The organism is Robinsoniella sp. RHS (assembly GCF_001029355.1).
Classification (GTDB): Bacteria; Bacillota; Clostridia; order Lachnospirales; family Lachnospiraceae; genus Robinsoniella; species Robinsoniella peoriensis.
On record NZ_JNGB01000018.1, the window covers coordinates 175513 to 196096 of the forward strand.

The following is a 20584-nucleotide window of genomic DNA, read 5'->3' on the forward strand; positions in this document are numbered from 1 at the left end:
TATACCGGAAAAATTAAGAAAAACTTATTAAATAGAACGTCAGTTTCCGGTAAGACATCCGTTGCAATAACAATATGTGCATTTTCTGCATGTAAATGTAAATCCTAAAACTCCAAAACCATCATGAAAGGGTTGTATGTTACGAATTTCAGACTCCTGACAAGACAATTGACATGATATATCTTCTAATATTGCCGATTTACTATTGGTTAAATAAGAGTCGTCAAAGCTGCGTAATTCCTCCAAAGAATCAAATTCCATAATGGAATCCCGGGGATATTTTTTTATATATAGATCCAGTTCGGAAATATGCCTTATATATAAATGTTCCCACATAAAATTCTGAATAGAAGGATCCTGGTATTCCTTTTCCAGAATTGATCGGAATCGCGAAGAAAAACGGGCATCCCAAAATACATGTCCAAGCATATACCAGGCATCTGTTCCGCCGATATTTACCTGAGTAATTAATCCGTTGGGATCTGCTGCAATACACCATTCATCTGTAGGTCCGTCCGCATACACTGCCGCGTAAAAGGCATGGACTTCCTGACTGTGAAATGGATTCTCAGGAAAATAATTATCGGAAGAGCAGATATAGCTGTTTTTTAAATATTTTCTGGCTGCATAGATAGAAGAATGGTTATTACGGGTAGAATACTCTGTATTTTCAATCAGGATTACCCCATATTTTTCTTTCAGATAATTATACTGTTCTTTAAGGTATCCGGTAACGACTATGATTTCGTTAATGCCGGCTTCTTTCAATTGCTGTATCTGCCGTTCAATGAGAACCTCTTCTTTTACGACGGTAAGCCCTTTGGGGTACTCCAGTGAAAGAGGTACGAAACGTGAAGCAAATCCGGCAGCCAGAATAATGGCGTTTTCGACTTTGATTTTCATTATGAAATCTCCTGTGTGATATTTGATGTGACTATTGTAGAAGAATTAGGAGAGAAAGTCCAGAAAAATATTTGGGTTTTGCTGAGAAGGGCGACGCTTTGTAGATAGATGTAGTGCGCGGACCATGGCAGGCGTTTTGGAAGGCTTACCGCAGAACTGCTGAAACACACACTACTACATCCAAAAACGAACAGCCTGCCACAGCCCAGGGGTCTACGCCCTGCTGAGAAAACCAGCTTTGTGGCAAAAACCTGGATCTCGGAAAGATGGGAGTGGGAAACTTGTATGGACGGAGGAAGCGTAGAGCAGAGCTGAGTATTTACTTACCTTTCCGAAGTGTTTTTTTGGCGGATAGTATCCGACTGGCTCCCATCGGATACTAAGCGGGCACTGAACCGGGAAATGCATCAGGATGTCTCGGTGAATGCCCGCGTGCCGCCAAAAAGCGCTTCGGAAAGGTTAGAAAATACCAGTTCTGCGGCCAGCTGACGGAGTCCATACAAGTTTCCCACTCCCATCTTTCCGGGCATTATCTCCTGACACAAAGCGTCCCCTTCCTCAGCAAAACCCCAATTTTCTCCCAGTAGAAACTCAAATCAACTTGACATCAGTGTTCAAATTTTGTACAATAAATATGTTCAAATTTTGAACGGAGGTGAAAAGGCATTGAATAAATACGATCGCATGTTATATATTATAAATCAGCAGGGGATGCAGAGTCAGAGAAAGCTGGCGGATTCTATGGGGATTTCTTTGGGTCAGGTGAATTATCTCCTGAAGGAAATGGCGGACAAAGGTCTACTGGAAAAGACGGGTAAGATCTATCGGGTTTCGGATACCGGAAAAAAGCATCTGGAAGAAAAAATTCGTATCCAACAGACAGAGAAAATAGATTTTTCGGGAAATGCAAACGGTGTGAAGCTTGCAGTAATTCTGGCGGCAGGGCATAATCCTGCCTTTGATAAACCGGAAGGACTTTTAGAGATTGGCGGAATGCCGCTGATTGAACATATGATACAGGCATTACATAATCAGGGAATAGAGAAAATAGTCGTTGTGGTAGGGGACCGGAAAGAACAGTATGAGACTTATTTTGACCACCGGGGAATTATTCTGGTGGAAAACAATAGATATAAATGGAGCGGAACGATGGCTTCCCTGTTTGCGGCTGAAGCATATCTGACGGAAGATTTTCTTTTGGTAGAAAGTAATCAGATCCTGGAAGAAGTTGCAATTGAAAAGATTCTAAAATCAGAAGAGCAAAACTGTATGCTGCTTGCAGGCCCCAGTGATTCCATGGACGAGGCATATGTGGAACTGGATGAAAATGGGAGCATTTTCCGTATTTCCAAGGATATTAAGCAATTGAACCGTATTGATGCTGAACTGATTGGTGTCAGTAAGATATCAGGGGAACTGTTTGAAAAAATGGTGCAGTATTATGGAAAGAATGAAAATCCATATTTGAATTATGAATATGCAATTGAAAGTATAGGTCGGATTTATCGTATAGCCGGAATCCTGGTGGATGATCTGATCTGGAGTGTGATAGAAAATGAGACGCTGTATCAGAAAGCATCCAGTATTTTATTTCCTAAAATGAAGAAAAGAGCAGTTTTAAGAAAGGAAAATAAGGCTAGAGAAACACTGCAGGAATGTATGCATTTAAAGGAAGAGGAAATAGAACAGGTCAGCATAGGCGGAGGGATGACCAACCAGAATTTCTTTGTAAGGGTAAAAGGGAGGGATTATATTTTACGGATACCGGGTGCCTGTACGGAAGTATTTATTGATCGTTGTGCCGAACAGTATAACAGCCGGATAGCTTCCGGACTTGGATTAAATCCACCCATTCTGTATTTCGACCCGGTAAAAGGGGTTAAAGTCACCGAATACATAACCGGTGCCAGAACGTTAAATCCCGGTAGTGCCAGGCTGGAAGCTTATATGAGAAAAACCACGGCTATTTTGAAAAAGCTTCATAATTCTGAAGTAAAACTGCAGGGGGATTTCAATGTCTGGGAGGAGTATGATAAATATAAACGTGAGATTTTAAAAAACGGCGGGAGATTTTATAAAGGATTTGAAGAGCTGGAATCATTTTTTTATCATCTGAAATCTGATCTGAATCAGATCAAGGCAGATCGCAGGCCTTGTCATAATGACCTGGTAGCAGAAAATTTTGTGTCTGATGAGAAAGGCAGGATGTACCTGATTGACTGGGAGTATGCTGGATATAATGATCCCTTGTGGGATGTGGCGGCACATTTGCTGGAATGTGAATTTTCTAAAGAGGAAGAAGAATTGTATTTACAGTATTATCTGGAGAAAGAACCCGGGCGGCTGGAGAAACAGAAGCTTTTGATGTTTCAAATTTGCCAGGATGTCCTTTGGAGTGCCTGGACAATTGCGAAAGAAACGAAAGGTGAAGATTTTGGAGCATATGGGGAAGGAAGATTCCTAAGAGCTTTAATCATGAAGAAAGAATATGAGGCAGAATATGAAAAAGAAAAGATTTGATCCAACCATTGATTGGACGATTACCTTATTGCCATTAGGGATTATTGCTGTTATTTCCGTGGTATTGATGCTGTTTCCGGAAACTGCCGGGAGTATTACCGGTATGCTCCGGGAAGTGTTTGTAAATAAACTGGGTTTCTTCTATATTATATTGGGTCTGGGCATTTTATTTACTGCAGTCGGACTGGCATTCTCCAGACATGGAAATATCCGGTTTGGAAATCTGGAAAAACCCAGATACAATAATTTTAGCTGGGGTGCAATGATCTTTACTTCTACCATGGCTGCCGATATTGTTTACTGGTCGTTGATTGAATGGTGTTATTACTACAGTGCAAAACCATTTGCAAAAGAAGCGATGACGCTTGCCCAGCACCAGGATTATGCTTCTGCTTATCCGTTGTTTCACTGGGGTCCGATACCCTGGGCATTTTATCTTTTGCCTGCCTGTGCCTATGCCTATATGATGTTTGTGAAAAAGAGAAAAAGACAAACCCTCTCAGAAGCATGCAGACCGGTCTTAAAAGATCATGTGGATAAAAAGGCAGGAAAGTTAATTGATATTTTTTCCATCGTAGGTCTGCTGGCGGGAACAGCAACTACATTTTCCCTGGCCACTCCGTTGATTGCCCAGGCTGTGGGGAAAATACTTGGGATTGAGCCCACACCATTTTTATCCATAGTAATTCTGGCAGTCATCGGCCTGGTTTTCATTGTGGCTGTTATGAAAGGGATGAAAGCGATTTCCCATCTGGCGGGAATCTGTGTGGTAATTTTTGTTCTGTTAATTGGTGTATTCTTAGTTTTTGGTCCGAAAATCTATATTATAGAAACCGGAGTAACAGCTATTGGAACGGTTATGAATGAATTCTTCCGTATGGCAACGTGGATGGATCCCCTTCGTCTGTCTGGAAGCGGCGGCTCCGGTTTTCCGCAGGACTGGACGATATTCTATTGGGCTTACTGGATCGCCTGGTTTGTGGCTACTCCATTTTTTATTGCCAGGATTTCAGAAGGGAGGACTCTGCGCCAGACGATCTTTGGCGGGATTTCATGCGGACTGCTTGGAACCTATACATCCTTCATTGTGTTCGGAGGATTCGGGCTGCATTTGCAGACTAGCGGTAAACTGGATCTGGCTGGACAGCTTGCTTCCGGAAAATCTCCATCAGAAGTAATTATGCAGGTTTTTGGGCAATTTCCGATAACCGATGTTGTGCTGCTGATTCTGATTTTGGCGATGATTGCATTTTATGCAAGTACATTTGATGCAATTACCCTGGTTGTGGCAGGGTACTCGGAAAAGAATATGGAAACAAGAGAAGAACCCCGTAAGAAGCTCCGGGCATTCTGGGCACTGGTATTTCTGCTGCTACCAATAGCACTTTTGTTTTCTGATAGTACGTTATCCATGCTCCAGACGATTTCCATTATTGCCGCTTTTCCTCTGGGGATTATTATGATTTTGGTTGTGGTGAGTTTTATAAAAGAAATCAAACAGGATAATGGCAAAATTAACAAATAAACTGTAATAATTAGTTTATAAATTTGTAATGATTTCTTGACAATAATGATTTCCAAAATTATAATGGTAATAGTTACTAGCTAACACACAAAAGGTAAGACAGGGGAAAAGATGCATATGAAGAGGAGAGTACGAGTTGTTGCATGGCTTTTAACATTTGTCATGCTCTTTAGCATGATCCCGGCAGAAATTGCCGGCGCAGCGGAGCAAAAGCCAGCCACAGATATTCTGAAAATGATGTACGTGGAGCCGCAGTCTATGGCAAGTGAAGCGGGACAGTTGATCGTGGCGGAGATTGCGGATGGAAATGGAACTTTGACCGGAGCCAGGTTATATTACCGGGATGGTTCGGGAACGGAAAGAGAAATGAATGTTACAGAGATATCCGGCAATTATGCTGCGTTTCTTGTTAAAGGAGGCGGGCTTGCGGATACCAGCCTTAGCAGGATAGAGCTGGTGTGCGGAGGTGTTAACCGGAATATTGATTTAAAAGCATATCGTGCCAGCGGTGACACTGCTGTTTCAAAAGTGGAAGGAAGCCATGGCGAATCTTCCAAAAGCAGGGCGAAAAGCGTTCAGTCTGATGCGGATCAAAAAGCAGAAGAGAATACCGTAAAAAGAGTTCTGGCAGATGATTCTGCAGGAATTACAAATGCACTGAACCAGGCGCAGGCACTGGCGGGTGCACAAGCGCCAAAGTTGCGAGGTTATTCGGCACCGAGAGCCGGTTCGGATGGGCAAATTACAGTAGTTCTGGATCCGGGGCATGGAGGCTCAGAATCAGGAGCGTGCAGAACCTGGAATGGAAAAGCTTATATTGAGAAAGATATTACGCTAAAGATTTCCAAGTACACGAAAAAAGAACTGGAAAAGTATGAAGGGGTAAAGGTATATCTGACCCGTTCTACCGACAAGTATATGGAATTATATCAGCGAGTGGATTTTGGAGCATCTGTTGGTGCGACCGTATTTATCAGCCAGCATATTAATTCCACTAACAGTAATGAGCAGTACAGCGTATCCGGGGCTTTGGTATTTTTATCAAAAGGTCAGTACCGGGGCGATATCACACAGGCTTCCCACGATATCGCATATACGATTCTGGATAAGCTGAATGCGGCAGGGTTTAAGAATCAGGGAATACAGTACCGATTATCGGAGACAGGGGATCAGTATCCAAACGGGACTCTGGCTGATTATTATGGAATCGTAAGAAGATGTGTCCTTGCCGGATTTCCGGGAATGATCGTTGAGCATGGGTTTGTCAATAATCCCAATGACTGTGTGAAATTTTACGGCAGCAATTCGAAGATCAAGAAGATTGGTGTTGCAGATGCCAAGGCAATTGCAGCATATTATGGACTGAAAAAGAAAGATTCCGGTTCTTCCGGAACGAATCCGCCGCCGGCTGTAGATACCGGATGGAAAAAGGATGGCAGCAATACATATTATGTGAAGCAGGATGGAAGCAGAGCTACCGGATGGCAGACCATAGACGGAAAGGTATATTACTTTAATGCCGGAGGAATCATGCTTACAGGCAAACAGAAGATATCCGGTAAAATTCATTATTTTCAGCCCTCCGGAGAAGCTATGACCGGAGTGCAGACCATAGGAGGGAAAAAAGTATCCCTGGATGAAAAAGGTGTTATAATTGCAATTCCTGCCGGTAGCTGGACTTTGAAAGGCAGCACCTGGTATTTTAAAAAATGGGATGGAAAGAATGCGACCGGATGGATCACCTATAAGGGCAGGAAATGTTATCTGAATAAGGACGGTTCCATGGTAAAGCGCTGGAAGAAGATTAAGGGGAAATGGTATTATTTCAGCGGAAATGGTTATATGGTTACCGGAAAGCGGACGTTGGGCGGCAAAACCTGTTATTTTGGAGATAATGGCGCGGCCCTGACCGGAAAACAGGTGATCAATAAAGAAACCGTATTTTTGAATGAAAAAGGTGTCCTATTGTCAAATCGCTGGGTCAAGGATAATGTTGGCTGGTGGTATCGCTATGGCAATGGTACTTATCCTAAGAAAAAATGGGTTACCATTGAAGGAAAACGTTATTATTTCAATAAAAAGGGTTATATGGAGACCGGTTGGATTAAGCTTGGAAAAAACTGGTATTACCTTCGTTCAGATGGTTCTGCAAAAAACGGTTGGCTGAAAAGCAACGGAAAGTGGTATTATCTCGTAAAGGGAAAAATGCAGACAAAGTCCTGGATTCATTATAAGAAAAAATGGTATTATGTGAAGTCAGATGGCGTAAGAGCTGTAGGAAAAAGATTAAAAATAGGTAAGAAGACATATAAGTTTGATGCCAACGGAGTTTGTAAAAATAAGAAATAAAAGCATGAAAAGAGCCGTATCGGTAAAGTTCTACCGATGCGGCTCTTTTATACTGTTTAATAATTGATACAAACTCCACCGTCATCAAAACGGTATATCTTGCCTTTGATTTTTTTCTTTGTATTGCGGAGCATGACACCGTCGCTGCCTACATAATATTTAACACCGCCGAAGGTAACCCAGGTATTGGCTGCCATCTGTCCATTGGATCTTAAGAAATACTGTTTTTTCTTAAGGGTAATCCATCCGGTTTGCATGACTCCTGATTTATTAAAGAAATACCATTTGCCGTCTAGTTTTGCCCAACCTGTTTTAGCCCTTCCGGTATTATCTGCATAGGACCAGGAAGTAGATCCCCTTGTCCAGCCGCCCTCTGACAGTCTGCCGCTGGCATCAAAGGAGTATGGTATACCACGAACTTTTGATGCATTCATCTGCATGATACCATTGTTATCCAGGTAATAATAGTAATTTCCTTCTTTTTTCCAGCTGTTTCTTTCTATATAGCCTTTGCTGTTTATGTAATAGTAGTTTTCATTATAGTAGATCCAGGTGTTCTTTCTGGAATACTTTTTGTTATTGGATGTATAAAAAGCTGACTGCTTTTTGGATCCGACCTTTTTCTTTTTCAGGGTCAGATTCCCGGGAGAGATCATATTCAGTGTATTACCATTGCTCATATCGGCTATGATTGCTGAATTTTTTGGCTGTCCGTTTGTGGTAAAGAGCTTACATTCTATATTGCTCAGCGTATTTCTCACGGAGGCGGACATATTGGTAATTAAACCGGTTGCAACTGCATAATCCGGTGATATCATACGCAGATAGCTGGGTGAATTGGCATCGCCGATACCATGATGTCCCAATTTTAACAGATCAATAGGCCCCAGTTGTTTTGCCAGCTTACTTTCATCGTAATCAGGTGCCAGATTGTTGATATCTCCCGCTAAAAAAGCAGTGAGGTCATTTACTGTTACTTTCACACCCAGTGAATTAAAATTGTCATCCGGCCGTTTGGCGATGTTTCCTTTGGAATCCGTGGAGCGCTTATAATTCATAATTTCGATCTGCATATCTCCCAGGGTAAATTCCCGATTCGATTTTTTGGAAAAGTTCTGGATAATTTTCGTACCGCGTCTCTTAGCTGCAGAGATCAGCGTATCATAACAATATTGGTTGTCCCAGAGATTTGTTTTCACTGAGATGTATTTGTCACTGTATTTATTGAGATACAGGCGTTCTGTTTTAAAAGCTTTTAAAATCTCATCCCCGCTTCCAATATGGTCGCTGTGAGCATGAGTGCCGATATAAAAATCCAGCTTCTTTACGCCAACCTTTTTCAAATACTTAATGACTTCCTGTTCGTGCCCCCCGGAAGTGTTGGTACCGGAACGCATAGGGTATTTCGAATTATTTCCATTTGGAAAGTCACTGTCTTCGCCGGAATCCACCATTCCAAAGTGTCCGTTACTCTCCAGCAGGATGGCATCGTTATTGCCTTCAATACAAATAAAATGAATCCGTGTTTTGCTCTTAGCGGATGCATCAGCTGCCAGTGGCAGGCATAGAAAAGCCAGACAGATAACCACTGCCGTAAACATTACATTAAATTTTCTTTTCATTATCTAAATCCCCTTATTCATTGGTATTAAATCAGTACTGCTGCAAAATGTATGACATTCCCCCTTATTCAGACATAGTCAGCATTATATGATACAGGTTAGATTATACCCTAAGAGAAAGTTCTTTACAAGTGTCTGGGGAAAACTTGTATGCGTCCCTTACCCAGCAATACCCAATTTCATTTTTGTAACATCCCTCATCACAATTAACAGTTGTCTAATTCTTATTAAAATGTTATATTATAATTAACAGGAATTAAAAGATTTGTAATAAATACATTTTGAGGGGAAAATTATGCAGCGAAAGAAATATGATGATGAGACACTTCGCAGGCTTCAGGCAACGGAGCTGGAGATGCTGGAGGATTTTGTGGATTTTTGTGAGAAGCATAAGATACCGTATTTTGGAATTGGAGGAACTGCAATCGGAGCACTGCGGCATCAGGGGTTTATTCCCTGGGATGACGACATAGATCTGGCATTTACAAGAAAAAATTATGAGCGGTTTTGTAAACTTGCAGGAGAGGAACTGAAAGATAAATATACGATTTTACGCGGAGATTCCGATGAAAATTATCCGCTTTTTACTGCGCGTATGTGTAAAAAGGGAACGGTTTTCAGGGAATACGCAATGAAGGATGTGGATTGTGAATTTGGGATTTTTCTGGATCTGTATGCTTATGACAATGTTCCGGACTGTAATTGGAAGATGAAACTTCAGGCATATGGGGCATGGATTTACAGTAAATTGCTGATTTTATGCAGTATTTCAAAGCCAAGCCTTTTGCTGGAAGGTAAAAAATTAAAATTGGTTTTGGCTGCGTGCCAGGTTGGGAACAAGCTTATGAAAGCGATGCATATTTCCAAGAGAGGCGTTTTTTTGCGTGGAAAGAGATGCTGTACGAAATATAATAAGCAGAAGACTAAAAGGCTGGCATACCTGCCTGAGGCGAGACCCTTTGCAAGCATGATAGACAGGAAAGATTTGTATCCGTTGAAGAAGATGAAGTTTGAACATCTGGAACTCACGTTTCCCAATGATATGCACGAAATGCTGTCTGCTTATTATGGCGATTATATGCAGCTTCCACCGGTGGAAAAAAGGTATAATCATTGTCCATACCAGTTGGATTTTGGGAAACAGGAAGCAGAAGTGCCTGATAAAAAGTAAGGGATGACTATGGAAGATAAAAAAATGTCGATTAAAACCAGTATTCTCTGGAATACCTGGGGAAGTCTGGTTTATCTGGGGTGTCAATGGCTTTTGAGCGTTCTGGTGATCCGTATATCCGGATTTGAAAATTCAGGTATTCTGACATTGGCTATGTCCATAACCAATATGTTCTATAGCATAGCAGTCTATGGGATGCGTACTTTCCAGGTGGCAGATACGGAGAATGAATATTCCCAGGGAACCTATGTACTGAGCAGGGCAGCGACCGGTTTAACAGCATTTATTCTTTGTACAGCATTTGTAGTGATAAACCGATACGACAAGATATCCAGTTTAAGTATTATAATCTATATGGTCTTCCGTCTGGGAGAAGCTCTTTTTGATGTCTATGCCGGATTTTTTCAAAAATACTGGCGTATGGATTATCTGGGAAAATCTATGGTAATCCGCGGTGTGGTAATGCTTTGCTCTTATTTAGTTTTTCTGGGATTATTCAATAGTCTTCCGGTTGCTTTTGGGGCAATGGCGCTTTCTACATTTCTCGTTATTATATTCTATGACCGCAGGAATGTGAAGCGTATAACCAATATAAAATCTGATGGTAATTTAAAAAAAGTACAGGAATTGCTTATCAGGTGTTTTCCGTTAGTGGTTTATTTGTTTCTAAACGCTGCAATCAGCTCTATTCCAAGGTATTTCCTGGAGAAATTCTGCGGAAATGACAAGCTGGGTGTGTATGCGGCAATTGCGGCGCCTACCCTGGTTGTGCAGATGGCATCTACTTACATTTTTAATCCTTTCGTAACGGCTTTTGCGGAAAAGTATCATGCAGGGGACCGGGCTGGATTCTGGAAGCTTCTGTTCACCTGTGTAAAAGTAGTAGGAGCAGTATCTGTGGCTGCTATGGCAGGTGCAGCGCTTTTAGGGGAGTGGGGGCTTCTGATATTAATCGGAGAAAAAATACTGCCTTATACTGATTTGTTACTGCCGCTGGTAGCGTGTACCATTCTCACTGCATTCAGCTGGCTGCTGTGCGGTGTACTGACGGTTGTTAAGGACTTTAGAGGACTGATCATCAGTAATGTAGCTGCCGTTGTGTCAGGAGCAGTATCATCGGTAGTTTTCATAAAGTTATGGGGCATGCAGGGCACGAGTTTTGCTACGATTCTGGGTCTTACCGTTGAAATTGTACTTTTGTTTGTATTTCTGCAGAATCGGATCGGAAAATCAGCGTCGTTGTCAAGATCTTAATTTTATGATACAATAACTCTGGCCGAAAGTAACCAGGTTTTATGGACTGCCAGGCTGAAAGAAAAAAGAAATAGCAGTATTGCAGATTCGTCTGTAATATGTAATGGGTATAAATATGAAAGATAATTATGAACACACATTTGCAATATGTGCCTATGGGGACAGCCCCTATCTTGCGGCATGTATTCGCTCACTGAAAAAGCAGTCACATCCCGGCAGAATCATTATGGTGACTTCAACACCCAGCACCTATATAGAGCGTATCAGCAGGGAAAATGAGATATCACTGTTTATAAACAGAGGAGAAAAGGGAATCATCCAGGACTGGAATTTTGCATATGAAAAGGCTGACACCAGGTATGTTACGATCGCCCATCAGGATGATATCTATCATGAAAAATATACAGAAGAACTATGCAGGATGATGGATTCGGCAAAACGGCCATTGATTTTTTTTACTGATTACGGGGAAATCAGAAAAGGGAAAATCGTTGTTTCAAACACATTATTAAAAGTGAAAAGGCTGATGCTGATTCCAATGGAAATAAAGGCGGCAAAGAACAGCAGGTTTATCCGAAGGAGAATTCTTTCCCTGGGTTCACCGATTTGCTGTCCGTCTGTGGGATTTGCAAAAGAAAATGTAAAAGCACCTGTGTTTCAGCCGGGTTTTCGAAGTAATGAAGACTGGCAGGCATGGGAGAAGATTTCCAGGGAGGAAGGGGCTTTTCTTTACTGTAAGAAGCGTCTGGTGTATCACCGGATACATGAAGAATCTGCGACTACCAGAATTATTGAAGATACGGGCAGGCGGGACGAGGATATCGCCATGTTCCGTAAATTCTGGCCATTGCCGGTTGCAAAGCTTTTAGCTTCTGTTTACGGGAGAAGTGAGGAATCAAATAATATGTAGTTGGGGAGCACCTATGAAGAAACTGATTATTATACCAGCCTATAACGAAGGCGCCAGTATTTATTCAACGGTCCGGAGTATTCAGGAACAGGCACCGGATTATGACTATGTCATTATCAATGACTGTTCAACTGATAATACAAAGGATATTTGTGAAGAACATGATTTTTCCGTGATTCATCTGCCGGTTAATCTTGGGATTGGAGGGGCGGTGCAGACCGGTCTTCTCTATGCTGCCAGCAGAGGATATGATTTGGCGGTGCAGATGGATGGAGATGGACAGCATGATGCCCGATTCTTAAAAGAGATGGAGCAAAGTCTCATCTGTAATCAGATTGATATGGTGATTGGGTCAAGATTTATAGAAAAACAGGGATTTCAGTCTTCCGGAATCCGAAGAATGGGAATTCGATATTTTTCCTGGCTGATTTATGCACTGACCAAGGTGAGGATTACAGATCCTACGTCAGGAATGCGTATGATGAGCCGTGATGTAATAGAAGTATTTACAAGGGAATATCCCAAGGATTATCCAGAGCCTGAAAGTGCGGTAGCAATTATTAAAGCAGGCAGAAAAATCGGTGAGGTACCGGTTGTCATGAAACAGCGGGAGGAGGGGGTATCTTCCATATCGCCCTTGAAGTCGGTGTATTATATGATAAAGGTAACTCTGGCTATTTTTATGGCCGCATGGAGAGGCTGAGGTTGAAAGAAAATTGCTTTTATGTAAATGCGTCCTGCTGTGATTCCCATGCAGGCAGAGAGGTGTGAATATGAGTATCAGATCGCAGATTATCATTATGATTACTGTTGCTGCAGCACTGATTGTGCTGGCATGTATGGTAAAAAAAAGAACGATTAGCTTAAGATATGCTTTGCCGTGGACTTTACTGGCAATTGGTGTAACGGTATTAACCTGTTTTCCGGTTTTGACTGACCGGCTTACGAACCTGCTGGGCGTATCCCTGCCGGTCAATATGATATTTTTTATGGGCTTTTGTTTTTCACTGGTTATTATTTTCTCATTGAGCCTTGCGGTTTCCAGACTTTCAAAACGTGTAAAAGCTCTTGCCCAGCATCAGGCGCTGCTTGAGCGGACGATGCAGGAGATGCAGATGAAAGAAATGAAGATAAAGGAGCAGGCAGATGAATAGGGAGAAATATAGAAAGAAGCAGAATATATTCTTTCCGGTGCTGATTTTTGCGGTTTTCCTGATGCTTATATTTCATACTGTCGTGATGTACCGGGAATACGTCAGCCCCAGTCTGAACCGGCCCAGAGAGATTTTTAAAATTGGAGGCAACAAAGCAGTAGTTGGTGAGATCACTAAAGATACCAAGATTGAACAGAGTTTCCGAATGGAAAACGTCAGTTTTTCCGGAATCAGGCTGACTTTTGCTACTTATGACAGGAAAAATGATGCTCACTTGAATATTCAGCTGAAGAATATAAAGTCAGGTATATTAGTGGGAAACTGGGATGTCTCCACGGAAGATCTTAAGGATAATACCCCGGTGGAATTTGTTCTGAAAAATACCATTGAAGTAAAAGAGAAAGAGGAGTTTATATTAACGATTGCTTCGGAAGATGGGACTGCAGGGAATGCAGTTACGGTTTACCAGTCTGACAAATCTATAAAAGGACAGAAATTAATTGTAGGAAGACAGAAAAAAGAAGGAAGCCTGCATATAACCTTTACGTATGGTGACCAGTCCTATTTGAAAATTTATTTTGTGGGTATCACAGTTGTACTTTTTGCAATGCTGGTATTGCTCTGGTTTTTGGGATATGGCATGAAGTGGGAGGCTCACAGGCTGTTTCTGTTAATGGGTATCTGCCTGGGCGTACTCTATATCTTTGTTCTTCCGCCTTATTCAACGCCGGATGAACAGGCACATATCTATACTGCCTATGCGTTTTCTAATAGTTTAATGGGAAAAGAAGCGGTGAATGATGAAGGGAATACTATTGCAAGAGAGGACGATCTGTTAATGGGAGTCCTGGAGAAGCGTCCGGATACGGAAACTTACGGACTGGTTGCAGATCATCTTCTTGATACTGCAGGAGCAAAGGGACTGTCTGCTTTTCCGGGTGGGCCATTGTCAGGAGTACCTGCATTTGTATATACACCTCAGATTATAGGCATTTCTCTTGCCCGGCTGCTGAATATAGGAAATGTAGGTTTATTAATGCTGGGAAGACTGTTTGCGCTGGCATTTTACCTGTTGTGCGGATATTTTGCAGTAAAGCGGATGCCATTTGCAAAAGTACTGATGCTGACGGTTTTACTGCTTCCGATTTCCCTGGAATTAGGCGGATCTTTCTCTTATGATTCCTTTATTATAGGAATATGCGCATGGTTTACCGCACATTGCCTTTATCTGGCATATGAAAAGGATAATGTTGACCGGGCAGACTGGATATTACTAATTATTCTGGCTGTGCTAATGGCACCCTGCAAGATTGTCTACGTGCTTTTATGCCTGTTGGTACTTTTGATCCCGGTTAAGAAATCGGCTACCAGAATCGGCTGTATTCTGGGAAGATTAAGCGTCTGTGCGGGAGGGGTGCTGTCATTGGCTGTCGTTCGACTTGTTACAATGGCAGAATATCTGAGCAGACAGGAAAATACCCTGTCTTATGTTGAAAGTTCCGGGTACACTTTAAGTGGGCTGTTATCCCAGCCATTCACGATTATCCAGATGTATTACGAATCATTTCGGAAATATGCGGATTTTTATTTTGAAACAATGATGGGCGGGCAACTGGGCTGGCTGGATATAAAAGTTTCAGATGTTCTGATTTTTGCACTGGCAATTATATTGATACTTTCTGTGTTTGTAAAAGAAAAAGAACCGTTTTATCTGGAAAAAAAGGATAAGTGGATCATGGCACTGATCAGTGCCGGGGTTATTGGTGCACTGATGATGGTGTTCTTATTGACATGGACGCCATTTGGTTCTAAAGTAATTGAAGGAACTCAGGGAAGGTATTTCCTTCCGGTGCTCCCGCTTGTGGTACTCCTTCTGCGAAGCAGAAATATAACCCTGAAAAAGAGCATTAACATGAATCTGATCATGAGCGTTGGGCTGATACAGTTTATGGTAGTCTGGGAAATCTTCCAGAAAGTCATAACAAGATAATTTTTACCAGCAGATAGAATGCTAAACAGTACCGATAATTTATATAGTTAAAAATTACGAAAAAATAAAAGGAGAATAAAAACATGAAAATTTTAGTAACAGGATGTAACGGACAATTAGGAAGAGCAATTAATCAGCAGTATGCAGACGATGCGGATGTAGAAATTATCAATACAGATGTATTTCAGCCCGATGTAATGGAGTTGGATATTACTAATATTGATAAGGTAATGTCTGTCATTGAGGAAGTAAAACCGGATGTAATCATTAACTGTGCGGCACATACTGCCGTGGACCTATGTGAATCCCAGCAGGATGCGGCATATCGCATTAATGCCATCGGCCCCAGAAACTTAAGTATTGCAGCGGCGAAAACAGGTGCTAAAATGGTACATGTCTCTACCGATTATGTATTTGAAGGAAATGGAACAAAACCATATATGGAATTTGATGCGCCAAACCCACAGGGGATGTATGGGGCAACGAAGCTGGCGGGAGAACAGTTTGTACAGCAGTTTGCCAAAGACTTCTTTATAATACGTACCGCATGGCTCTATGGAGAAGGAAAGAATTTTGTGAAAACCATGCTTCGTCTGGCGGAGACAAACGACACGGTAAGGGTTGTGGGAGACCAGTATGGTACACCTACCAGTGCGGTTGAACTGGCAAAAGCAATTAAATATCTCATTCCGACATCTAATTATGGGATTTTTCACGGTACCTGCGAGGGTATGTGCAGCTGGGCAGATTTTGCAAAGGAAATATTCCGCCTGGCAGGTAAAGATACAAAGGTGGATAGTATTACTACTGCAGAATATCCAACCCCGGCCGTACGTCCGGCTTATTCTGTACTGGAAAACTATATGCTGAAGCTGACTACAGATTACAGCTTTGCGCCCTGGGAAGATGCCCTGGCTGCATATATGAAAACACTGTAACTTATATATCAGGTCTGCGCAATTACTGCGCTGACCGTAAGAAAAGGTGGTAGGACGTGTATCTGGTAAAAGCCTTACTCATCCTCCTGTGGTTTGCAGTAATACCGGTGTGTATCGGTATGCTGTTTACCCGGGTGGAAGATAAAGAAAAAAATAGTTTAAAAATGGCGGCGCTGTATGGTTATATTACCATGTTTGCCGTGTTTGAAGTGCTGGCGCTTCCCCTTATTTTCGCAGAAGTCAGTTTTCATGTACTGATGTATATCTATGGCGGAAGTATGCTGCTGCTTGCAGTAATTTCCATTATTTTAAATGTAAGAAGAACGAAAGAAATGGTGGTATTCCAGTGGAAAGGCATGAAAGAAACCCCCTGGTCTGTCTATCTGGCGCTGATTTTGATTGCAGTGCAGGTAGCGGCGTACCTGATTTTCAGGCTGGACGATCTGGATGATGCCTTTTATGTGGCAACGGCTACAACCACAGTGCATACAAATGGAATGTTTCGTTTTGATGCTTATACGGGAGACCTGCTAAAAAGTCTGCCTTCCCGCTATGTTCTTTCTCCATTTCCAATCTTCCTGGCATTTATCAGTGAAAGCGTGCAGATGCATCCGGCAATTGTTGCACATACGATTATGCCGGTGTTTTTCGTGCCATTGGCTTATATGGTATATTCCCTCTTAGGTGAAAAACTGTTTGCGGGGGACCGCAAGGCAAGTGGGCTGTTCCTGTGCTTCCTTTCCGTAATACACGTGTTTTCCTATTATTCCGTGTACACCCAGGGGACGTTTATGCTGGTGCGTATCTGGCAGGGGAAAGCGGTATTGGCAGCGATTCTGCTTCCGGCACTTTTCTACATGTGTATCCGTCTGCTGAAAGAAAACGGCAGCCTGCGTGAATGGTCATTATTGTTTTGCCTTCTGCTTTCCTGCTGTCTGGTTTCATCCATGGGAATCATGCTGGCGCCGGTTATGGTTGGCATTTTTGCAATTCTGTATGGGATTGGCGGCAGAGACTTAGGAAAATTTATAAAAGCAGTAATATGCTGCATTCCCTGCCTGATTTGTGCGGGAATGTATCTTTTGATACGTTAGGAGGCTGTATACATGCTGGAGATATTTGGATTGACATTAGAACGTTACAGGATGTATGTGGCTGACGGCATGCATGTGGGATTATTTCTTGCGGCAATTATCTACATTGCCTGTAGTAAAGCAGAAAAAGAAAATAAAAAATTATTTGTGGGATATGCGGTAACTTTTGGATGCATCTATTTCTTTCCTCTGACAGCTAAAATTATTATGGATTACTGTGTGGGAAGAGATGTTTACTGGCGGATGTTCTGGCTGCTGCCCATACCCCTTGTTTTATCCTATGTGGCAGTAAGAGCCTGGTATTCACAGAATACAAAATTAAAAAGAGGGGTTATGCTTGTGGCGCTGATGGGTGTTCTTGCCGTAACCGGAAATTTTGTCTACGTCTCAGGGACAGTTCTTCATAAGACGGAAAATCTGCAGAAACTGCCTTCGGCAGCAAACGCTATCTGTGAAATCATTACACAGAACCGTGGTGAAGGTGAGACGGTAAAGGCTGTGGTTCCCGATGATCTGGCTGGTTATATACGCCAGTATGATGCAGGCATTGGACTGGCATACGGAAGAAAAGGAAGATTTAGCAAGAGAGACAGGAAAATACATGAACAGATGATATCGGAAAATCCGGATTTCAGGGTCATCATCAGGCAGGCGAGAAAGGCCGGGTGCAATTATCTGGTATATTATGACACGGCGGACTCAAAAAAGAAAATAGAATTAAGGAAGTTTAAGGCAATTGGACAGACCAATGGTTATATAATCTATAAGGATACTGCACCGTTAACACCCAAAGAAGAGACAGCCAGTTCCAATAATGCCTGAGATTGCCACGTCTTTTTTGTTGTATTTTTGTAAAATTTGTTGTAATATAGAGTCTGGCAAGTATTGATGTATAATTATGATGAACCATTGAAAAATAAAGAGGGGTAAATATTAGTGGAGAGAAGAGAACAATATAAAAGAGTCATCATGTTTTTTGCTTCTGCGCTTATTCTGGCAGTACAGACAGCAATATATGCATATGTCTGGTTTTCCTATTATGACTCCAGAGGGGTTATCCGTACAACGTTTGTAAGAGGTAACTGGGTAGTTGTGGGAATGTATGCACTGATGCTGTTTTTCTTCTACAAATTGTACGGAGGATTCAAAGTAGGTTATTTAAGGGTACTTGATGTGCTCTATTCCCAGATTGCATCCGTATTATGTGTGAACGGAATAACTTACCTGCAGATGGCATTGATTGGCCGCTGGACTTTTGGAGCGCATGTGCTGCCGATGTTCTATATTACGGCAATTGATTTAGTAATCGTCGTTTTGTGGGTGCTTATGATGCGCTGGATTTACGTGCATATATATCCCCCAAGGAAGATGCTGCTGATATACGGAGAGAAAAATCCAAAGGATCTGATCCGCAAGATTTCCTCCAGGGAAGATAAATATGATATTTGCGAGTCTATTCATCTGGGAGATGGCATGGATAAGCTGAAAAGTAAAATTGATTGCTATAAGGCAGTAATTCTGGGAGATATGCCTTCCCATGAAAGAAATCTGCTGTTAAAATACTGTTTTGAAAAAGATATCCGGTGTTACTGTATTCCAAAAATATCGGATGTAATGATTATGAGTTCCGACAGCATACATCTGTTTGATACACCGCTTCTGCTGTTTCGCAACAGAGGCCTTACGATTGAACAGAAGACGGCAAAACGTCTGACCGATATTATTATTTCCGGTCTTGGAGTTGTAATTGCATCTCCGTTTATGCTGATCATTGCGCTTTTAATCAAATGCTATGACAGAGGTCCTGTGTTTTACCGTCAGGAACGACTGACCGAGCGCGGCAGGACATTTTATGTACTGAAGTTTCGAAGCATGAGAGTAGATTCTGAGAAAGAGGGAGCACGCCTTGCGATGAAGCAGGACAGCAGGGTAACACCGGTTGGAAGGGTGCTCCGTAACATTCATTTTGATGAGCTGCCTCAGTTATTCAATATTTTGAAAGGGGATATGTCTCTGGTGGGTCCAAGACCGGAGCGTCCGCAGATTACAAAGGAATACAAAGAAAAGATTCCGGAGTTCGATTACCGCTTAAAGGTGAAGGCCGGACTCACCGGATATGCACAGGTGTATGGTAAGTATAATACCACTCCTTACGATAAGCTCAAACTGGATTTAGCGTATATTGAAAATTATACCTATCTTTTGGACTGGAAGCTTATGCTGATGACAGTTAAAATTCTCTTTCAGAAAGAAAATACGGAAGGAGTAGAGGCATGGCAGGTGACAGCGGCGACAAAAGAGGAAGAAGCAAAAAAAGAGAACAAATAAATAAATATTCTGTATTAATGTCTGTATATAAAAAGGAAGAACCCGCATTTTTAAAAGCGGCAATTTCCAGTATGATGGATCAGACAGTGCTTCCGGACCAGTTTGTACTGGTCTGTGACGGACCTTTAACAGAAGCATTAGACGAAGTGGTGGAACATTTCCAGGAGCAATATCCGGAGGTGTTCCTTGTTGTACGTTTAAAGGAATGCGGCGGACTGGGGCCGGCGCTGCAGACCGGAATAAAGCATTGCAGAAATGAGTTGATTGCCCGCATGGACAGCGATGATATCAGCCGGAATGACCGTTGTGAGAAGCAGCTCTATATATTTAATAAAAAACAGGTGGACATTACAGGTGGGATTATCGAGGAATTTGCAAGTGATATGCATGAAATCTCCGGGAAAAGGGTAACGCCGAAGACCAATGAGGCCATTTTAAAGTGTGCAGGCAGGAGAAATCCATTTAACCACGTAACGGTGATGTATCGTAAAAGCGCGGTGATAAAGGCCGGTGGTTATCAGGACTTCCCTTATTTTGAGGACTATTATCTCTGGGCCAGAATGTTGAAAAACGGTGCTGTTGGATATAATATACAAGAGCCGCTTGTTTATGTGCGAACAGGAGAGAGCATGTTTGCAAGACGGGGCGGTATGGCTTATGCAAAACTGGCAGTGAAGTTCAGGTGGTATTTAAAGAAGAACGGTATTTCTACCTGGATGGATTTTCTGATTTCGGCAGGCGGACAGGTTCTGATCTGCATTTTACCCAATGGCTTCCGGAAGAAATTCTATGAAGTAATTTTAAGAAAGACAAAGTAGGAGCGTTT

At 42.1% G+C, this 20584-nt stretch carries 17 protein-coding genes; 14 read left to right on the forward strand and 3 right to left on the reverse strand.

Annotated elements, in window-relative coordinates:
- Positions 1 to 39: 39 nt before the first annotated feature.
- Together RHS_RS10225 and RHS_RS30740 are read right to left on the reverse strand one after the other, a co-directional pair.
- Entirely contained in the window at positions 40 to 903 is an 864-nt protein-coding gene (locus RHS_RS10225; protein ID WP_047833112.1) for an NTP transferase domain-containing protein, read from the reverse strand.
- 407 nt (positions 904 to 1310) lie between these two features.
- Positions 1311 to 1433, reverse strand: coding sequence for a hypothetical protein (locus tag RHS_RS30740; protein ID WP_395021986.1), 123 nt, complete (start codon positions 1431 to 1433; stop codon positions 1311 to 1313).
- A gap of 136 nt (positions 1434 to 1569) precedes the next feature.
- Between RHS_RS30740 and RHS_RS10230 the strand changes: the two genes are divergently transcribed.
- The 3 genes from RHS_RS10230 to RHS_RS30745 all read left to right on the forward strand — a co-directional run bounded on the left by RHS_RS10230 (position 1570) and on the right by RHS_RS30745 (position 7297).
- Entirely contained in the window at positions 1570 to 3423 is a 1854-nt protein-coding gene (locus tag RHS_RS10230) for a phosphotransferase (RefSeq protein ID WP_395021988.1), read from the forward strand.
- Positions 3404 to 4948, forward strand: coding sequence for a BCCT family transporter (locus RHS_RS10235; protein ID WP_047833114.1), 1545 nt, complete (start codon positions 3404 to 3406; stop codon positions 4946 to 4948). Before RHS_RS10230 ends, RHS_RS10235 begins: the two co-directional genes overlap by 20 nt.
- A 117-nt stretch (positions 4949 to 5065) precedes the next feature.
- A complete protein-coding gene (locus RHS_RS30745; protein WP_395021990.1) occupies positions 5066 to 7297 on the forward strand; it encodes an N-acetylmuramoyl-L-alanine amidase in 2232 nt (743 codons plus the stop codon).
- A gap of 56 nt (positions 7298 to 7353) precedes the next feature.
- Here the strand turns inward: RHS_RS30745 and RHS_RS10245 are convergent, their stop codons facing one another.
- The gene (locus RHS_RS10245) at positions 7354 to 8919 is read right to left on the reverse strand and encodes an MBL fold metallo-hydrolase (RefSeq protein ID WP_047833115.1); all 1566 of its coding nucleotides are present in this window, start codon (positions 8917 to 8919) and stop codon (positions 7354 to 7356) included.
- Between the two features lie 295 nt (positions 8920 to 9214).
- Between RHS_RS10245 and RHS_RS10250 the strand changes: the two genes are divergently transcribed.
- From RHS_RS10250 to RHS_RS10300, 11 genes are all read left to right on the forward strand, one after another.
- On the forward strand, positions 9215 to 10090 hold the full coding sequence (locus RHS_RS10250; protein WP_044289764.1) for a phosphorylcholine transferase LicD: 876 nt from the start codon (positions 9215 to 9217) through the stop codon (positions 10088 to 10090).
- 9 nt (positions 10091 to 10099) lie between these two features.
- Positions 10100 to 11344 carry an oligosaccharide flippase family protein gene (locus RHS_RS10255; protein WP_047833116.1) on the forward strand — a complete coding sequence of 415 codons (1245 nt, stop codon included), beginning with the start codon at positions 10100 to 10102 and terminating at the stop codon, positions 11342 to 11344.
- A gap of 115 nt (positions 11345 to 11459) precedes the next feature.
- A complete protein-coding gene (locus RHS_RS10260) occupies positions 11460 to 12254 on the forward strand; it encodes a glycosyltransferase family A protein (protein WP_047833135.1) in 795 nt (264 codons plus the stop codon).
- A 13-nt stretch (positions 12255 to 12267) separates the two neighbouring features.
- The gene (locus tag RHS_RS10265) at positions 12268 to 12957 is read left to right on the forward strand and encodes a glycosyltransferase family 2 protein (protein ID WP_027296771.1); all 690 of its coding nucleotides are present in this window, start codon (positions 12268 to 12270) and stop codon (positions 12955 to 12957) included.
- Between the two features lie 70 nt (positions 12958 to 13027).
- Positions 13028 to 13408 carry a DUF2304 family protein gene (locus tag RHS_RS10270; protein ID WP_047833117.1) on the forward strand — a complete coding sequence of 127 codons (381 nt, stop codon included), beginning with the start codon at positions 13028 to 13030 and terminating at the stop codon, positions 13406 to 13408.
- A complete protein-coding gene (locus tag RHS_RS10275; protein WP_047833118.1) occupies positions 13401 to 15398 on the forward strand; it encodes a DUF2142 domain-containing protein in 1998 nt (665 codons plus the stop codon). The genes RHS_RS10270 and RHS_RS10275 overlap by 8 nt, the downstream gene beginning before the upstream one ends.
- Before the next feature lie 83 nt (positions 15399 to 15481).
- Positions 15482 to 16336 carry a dTDP-4-dehydrorhamnose reductase gene (gene rfbD / locus RHS_RS10280; RefSeq protein ID WP_027296773.1) on the forward strand — a complete coding sequence of 285 codons (855 nt, stop codon included), beginning with the start codon at positions 15482 to 15484 and terminating at the stop codon, positions 16334 to 16336.
- Between the two features lie 56 nt (positions 16337 to 16392).
- Positions 16393 to 17430 carry a DUF6077 domain-containing protein gene (locus tag RHS_RS10285; protein WP_027296774.1) on the forward strand — a complete coding sequence of 346 codons (1038 nt, stop codon included), beginning with the start codon at positions 16393 to 16395 and terminating at the stop codon, positions 17428 to 17430.
- A 12-nt stretch (positions 17431 to 17442) separates the two neighbouring features.
- The gene (locus RHS_RS10290) at positions 17443 to 18252 is read left to right on the forward strand and encodes a hypothetical protein (protein ID WP_027296775.1); all 810 of its coding nucleotides are present in this window, start codon (positions 17443 to 17445) and stop codon (positions 18250 to 18252) included.
- Between the two features lie 114 nt (positions 18253 to 18366).
- On the forward strand, positions 18367 to 19758 hold the full coding sequence (locus RHS_RS10295; protein WP_027296776.1) for a sugar transferase: 1392 nt from the start codon (positions 18367 to 18369) through the stop codon (positions 19756 to 19758).
- Positions 19704 to 20576 (forward strand): glycosyltransferase, encoded by an 873-nt coding sequence (locus RHS_RS10300; RefSeq protein WP_395021997.1) that lies wholly within the window; start codon positions 19704 to 19706, stop codon positions 20574 to 20576. Before RHS_RS10295 ends, RHS_RS10300 begins: the two co-directional genes overlap by 55 nt.
- Positions 20577 to 20584: the final 8 nt, after the last annotated feature.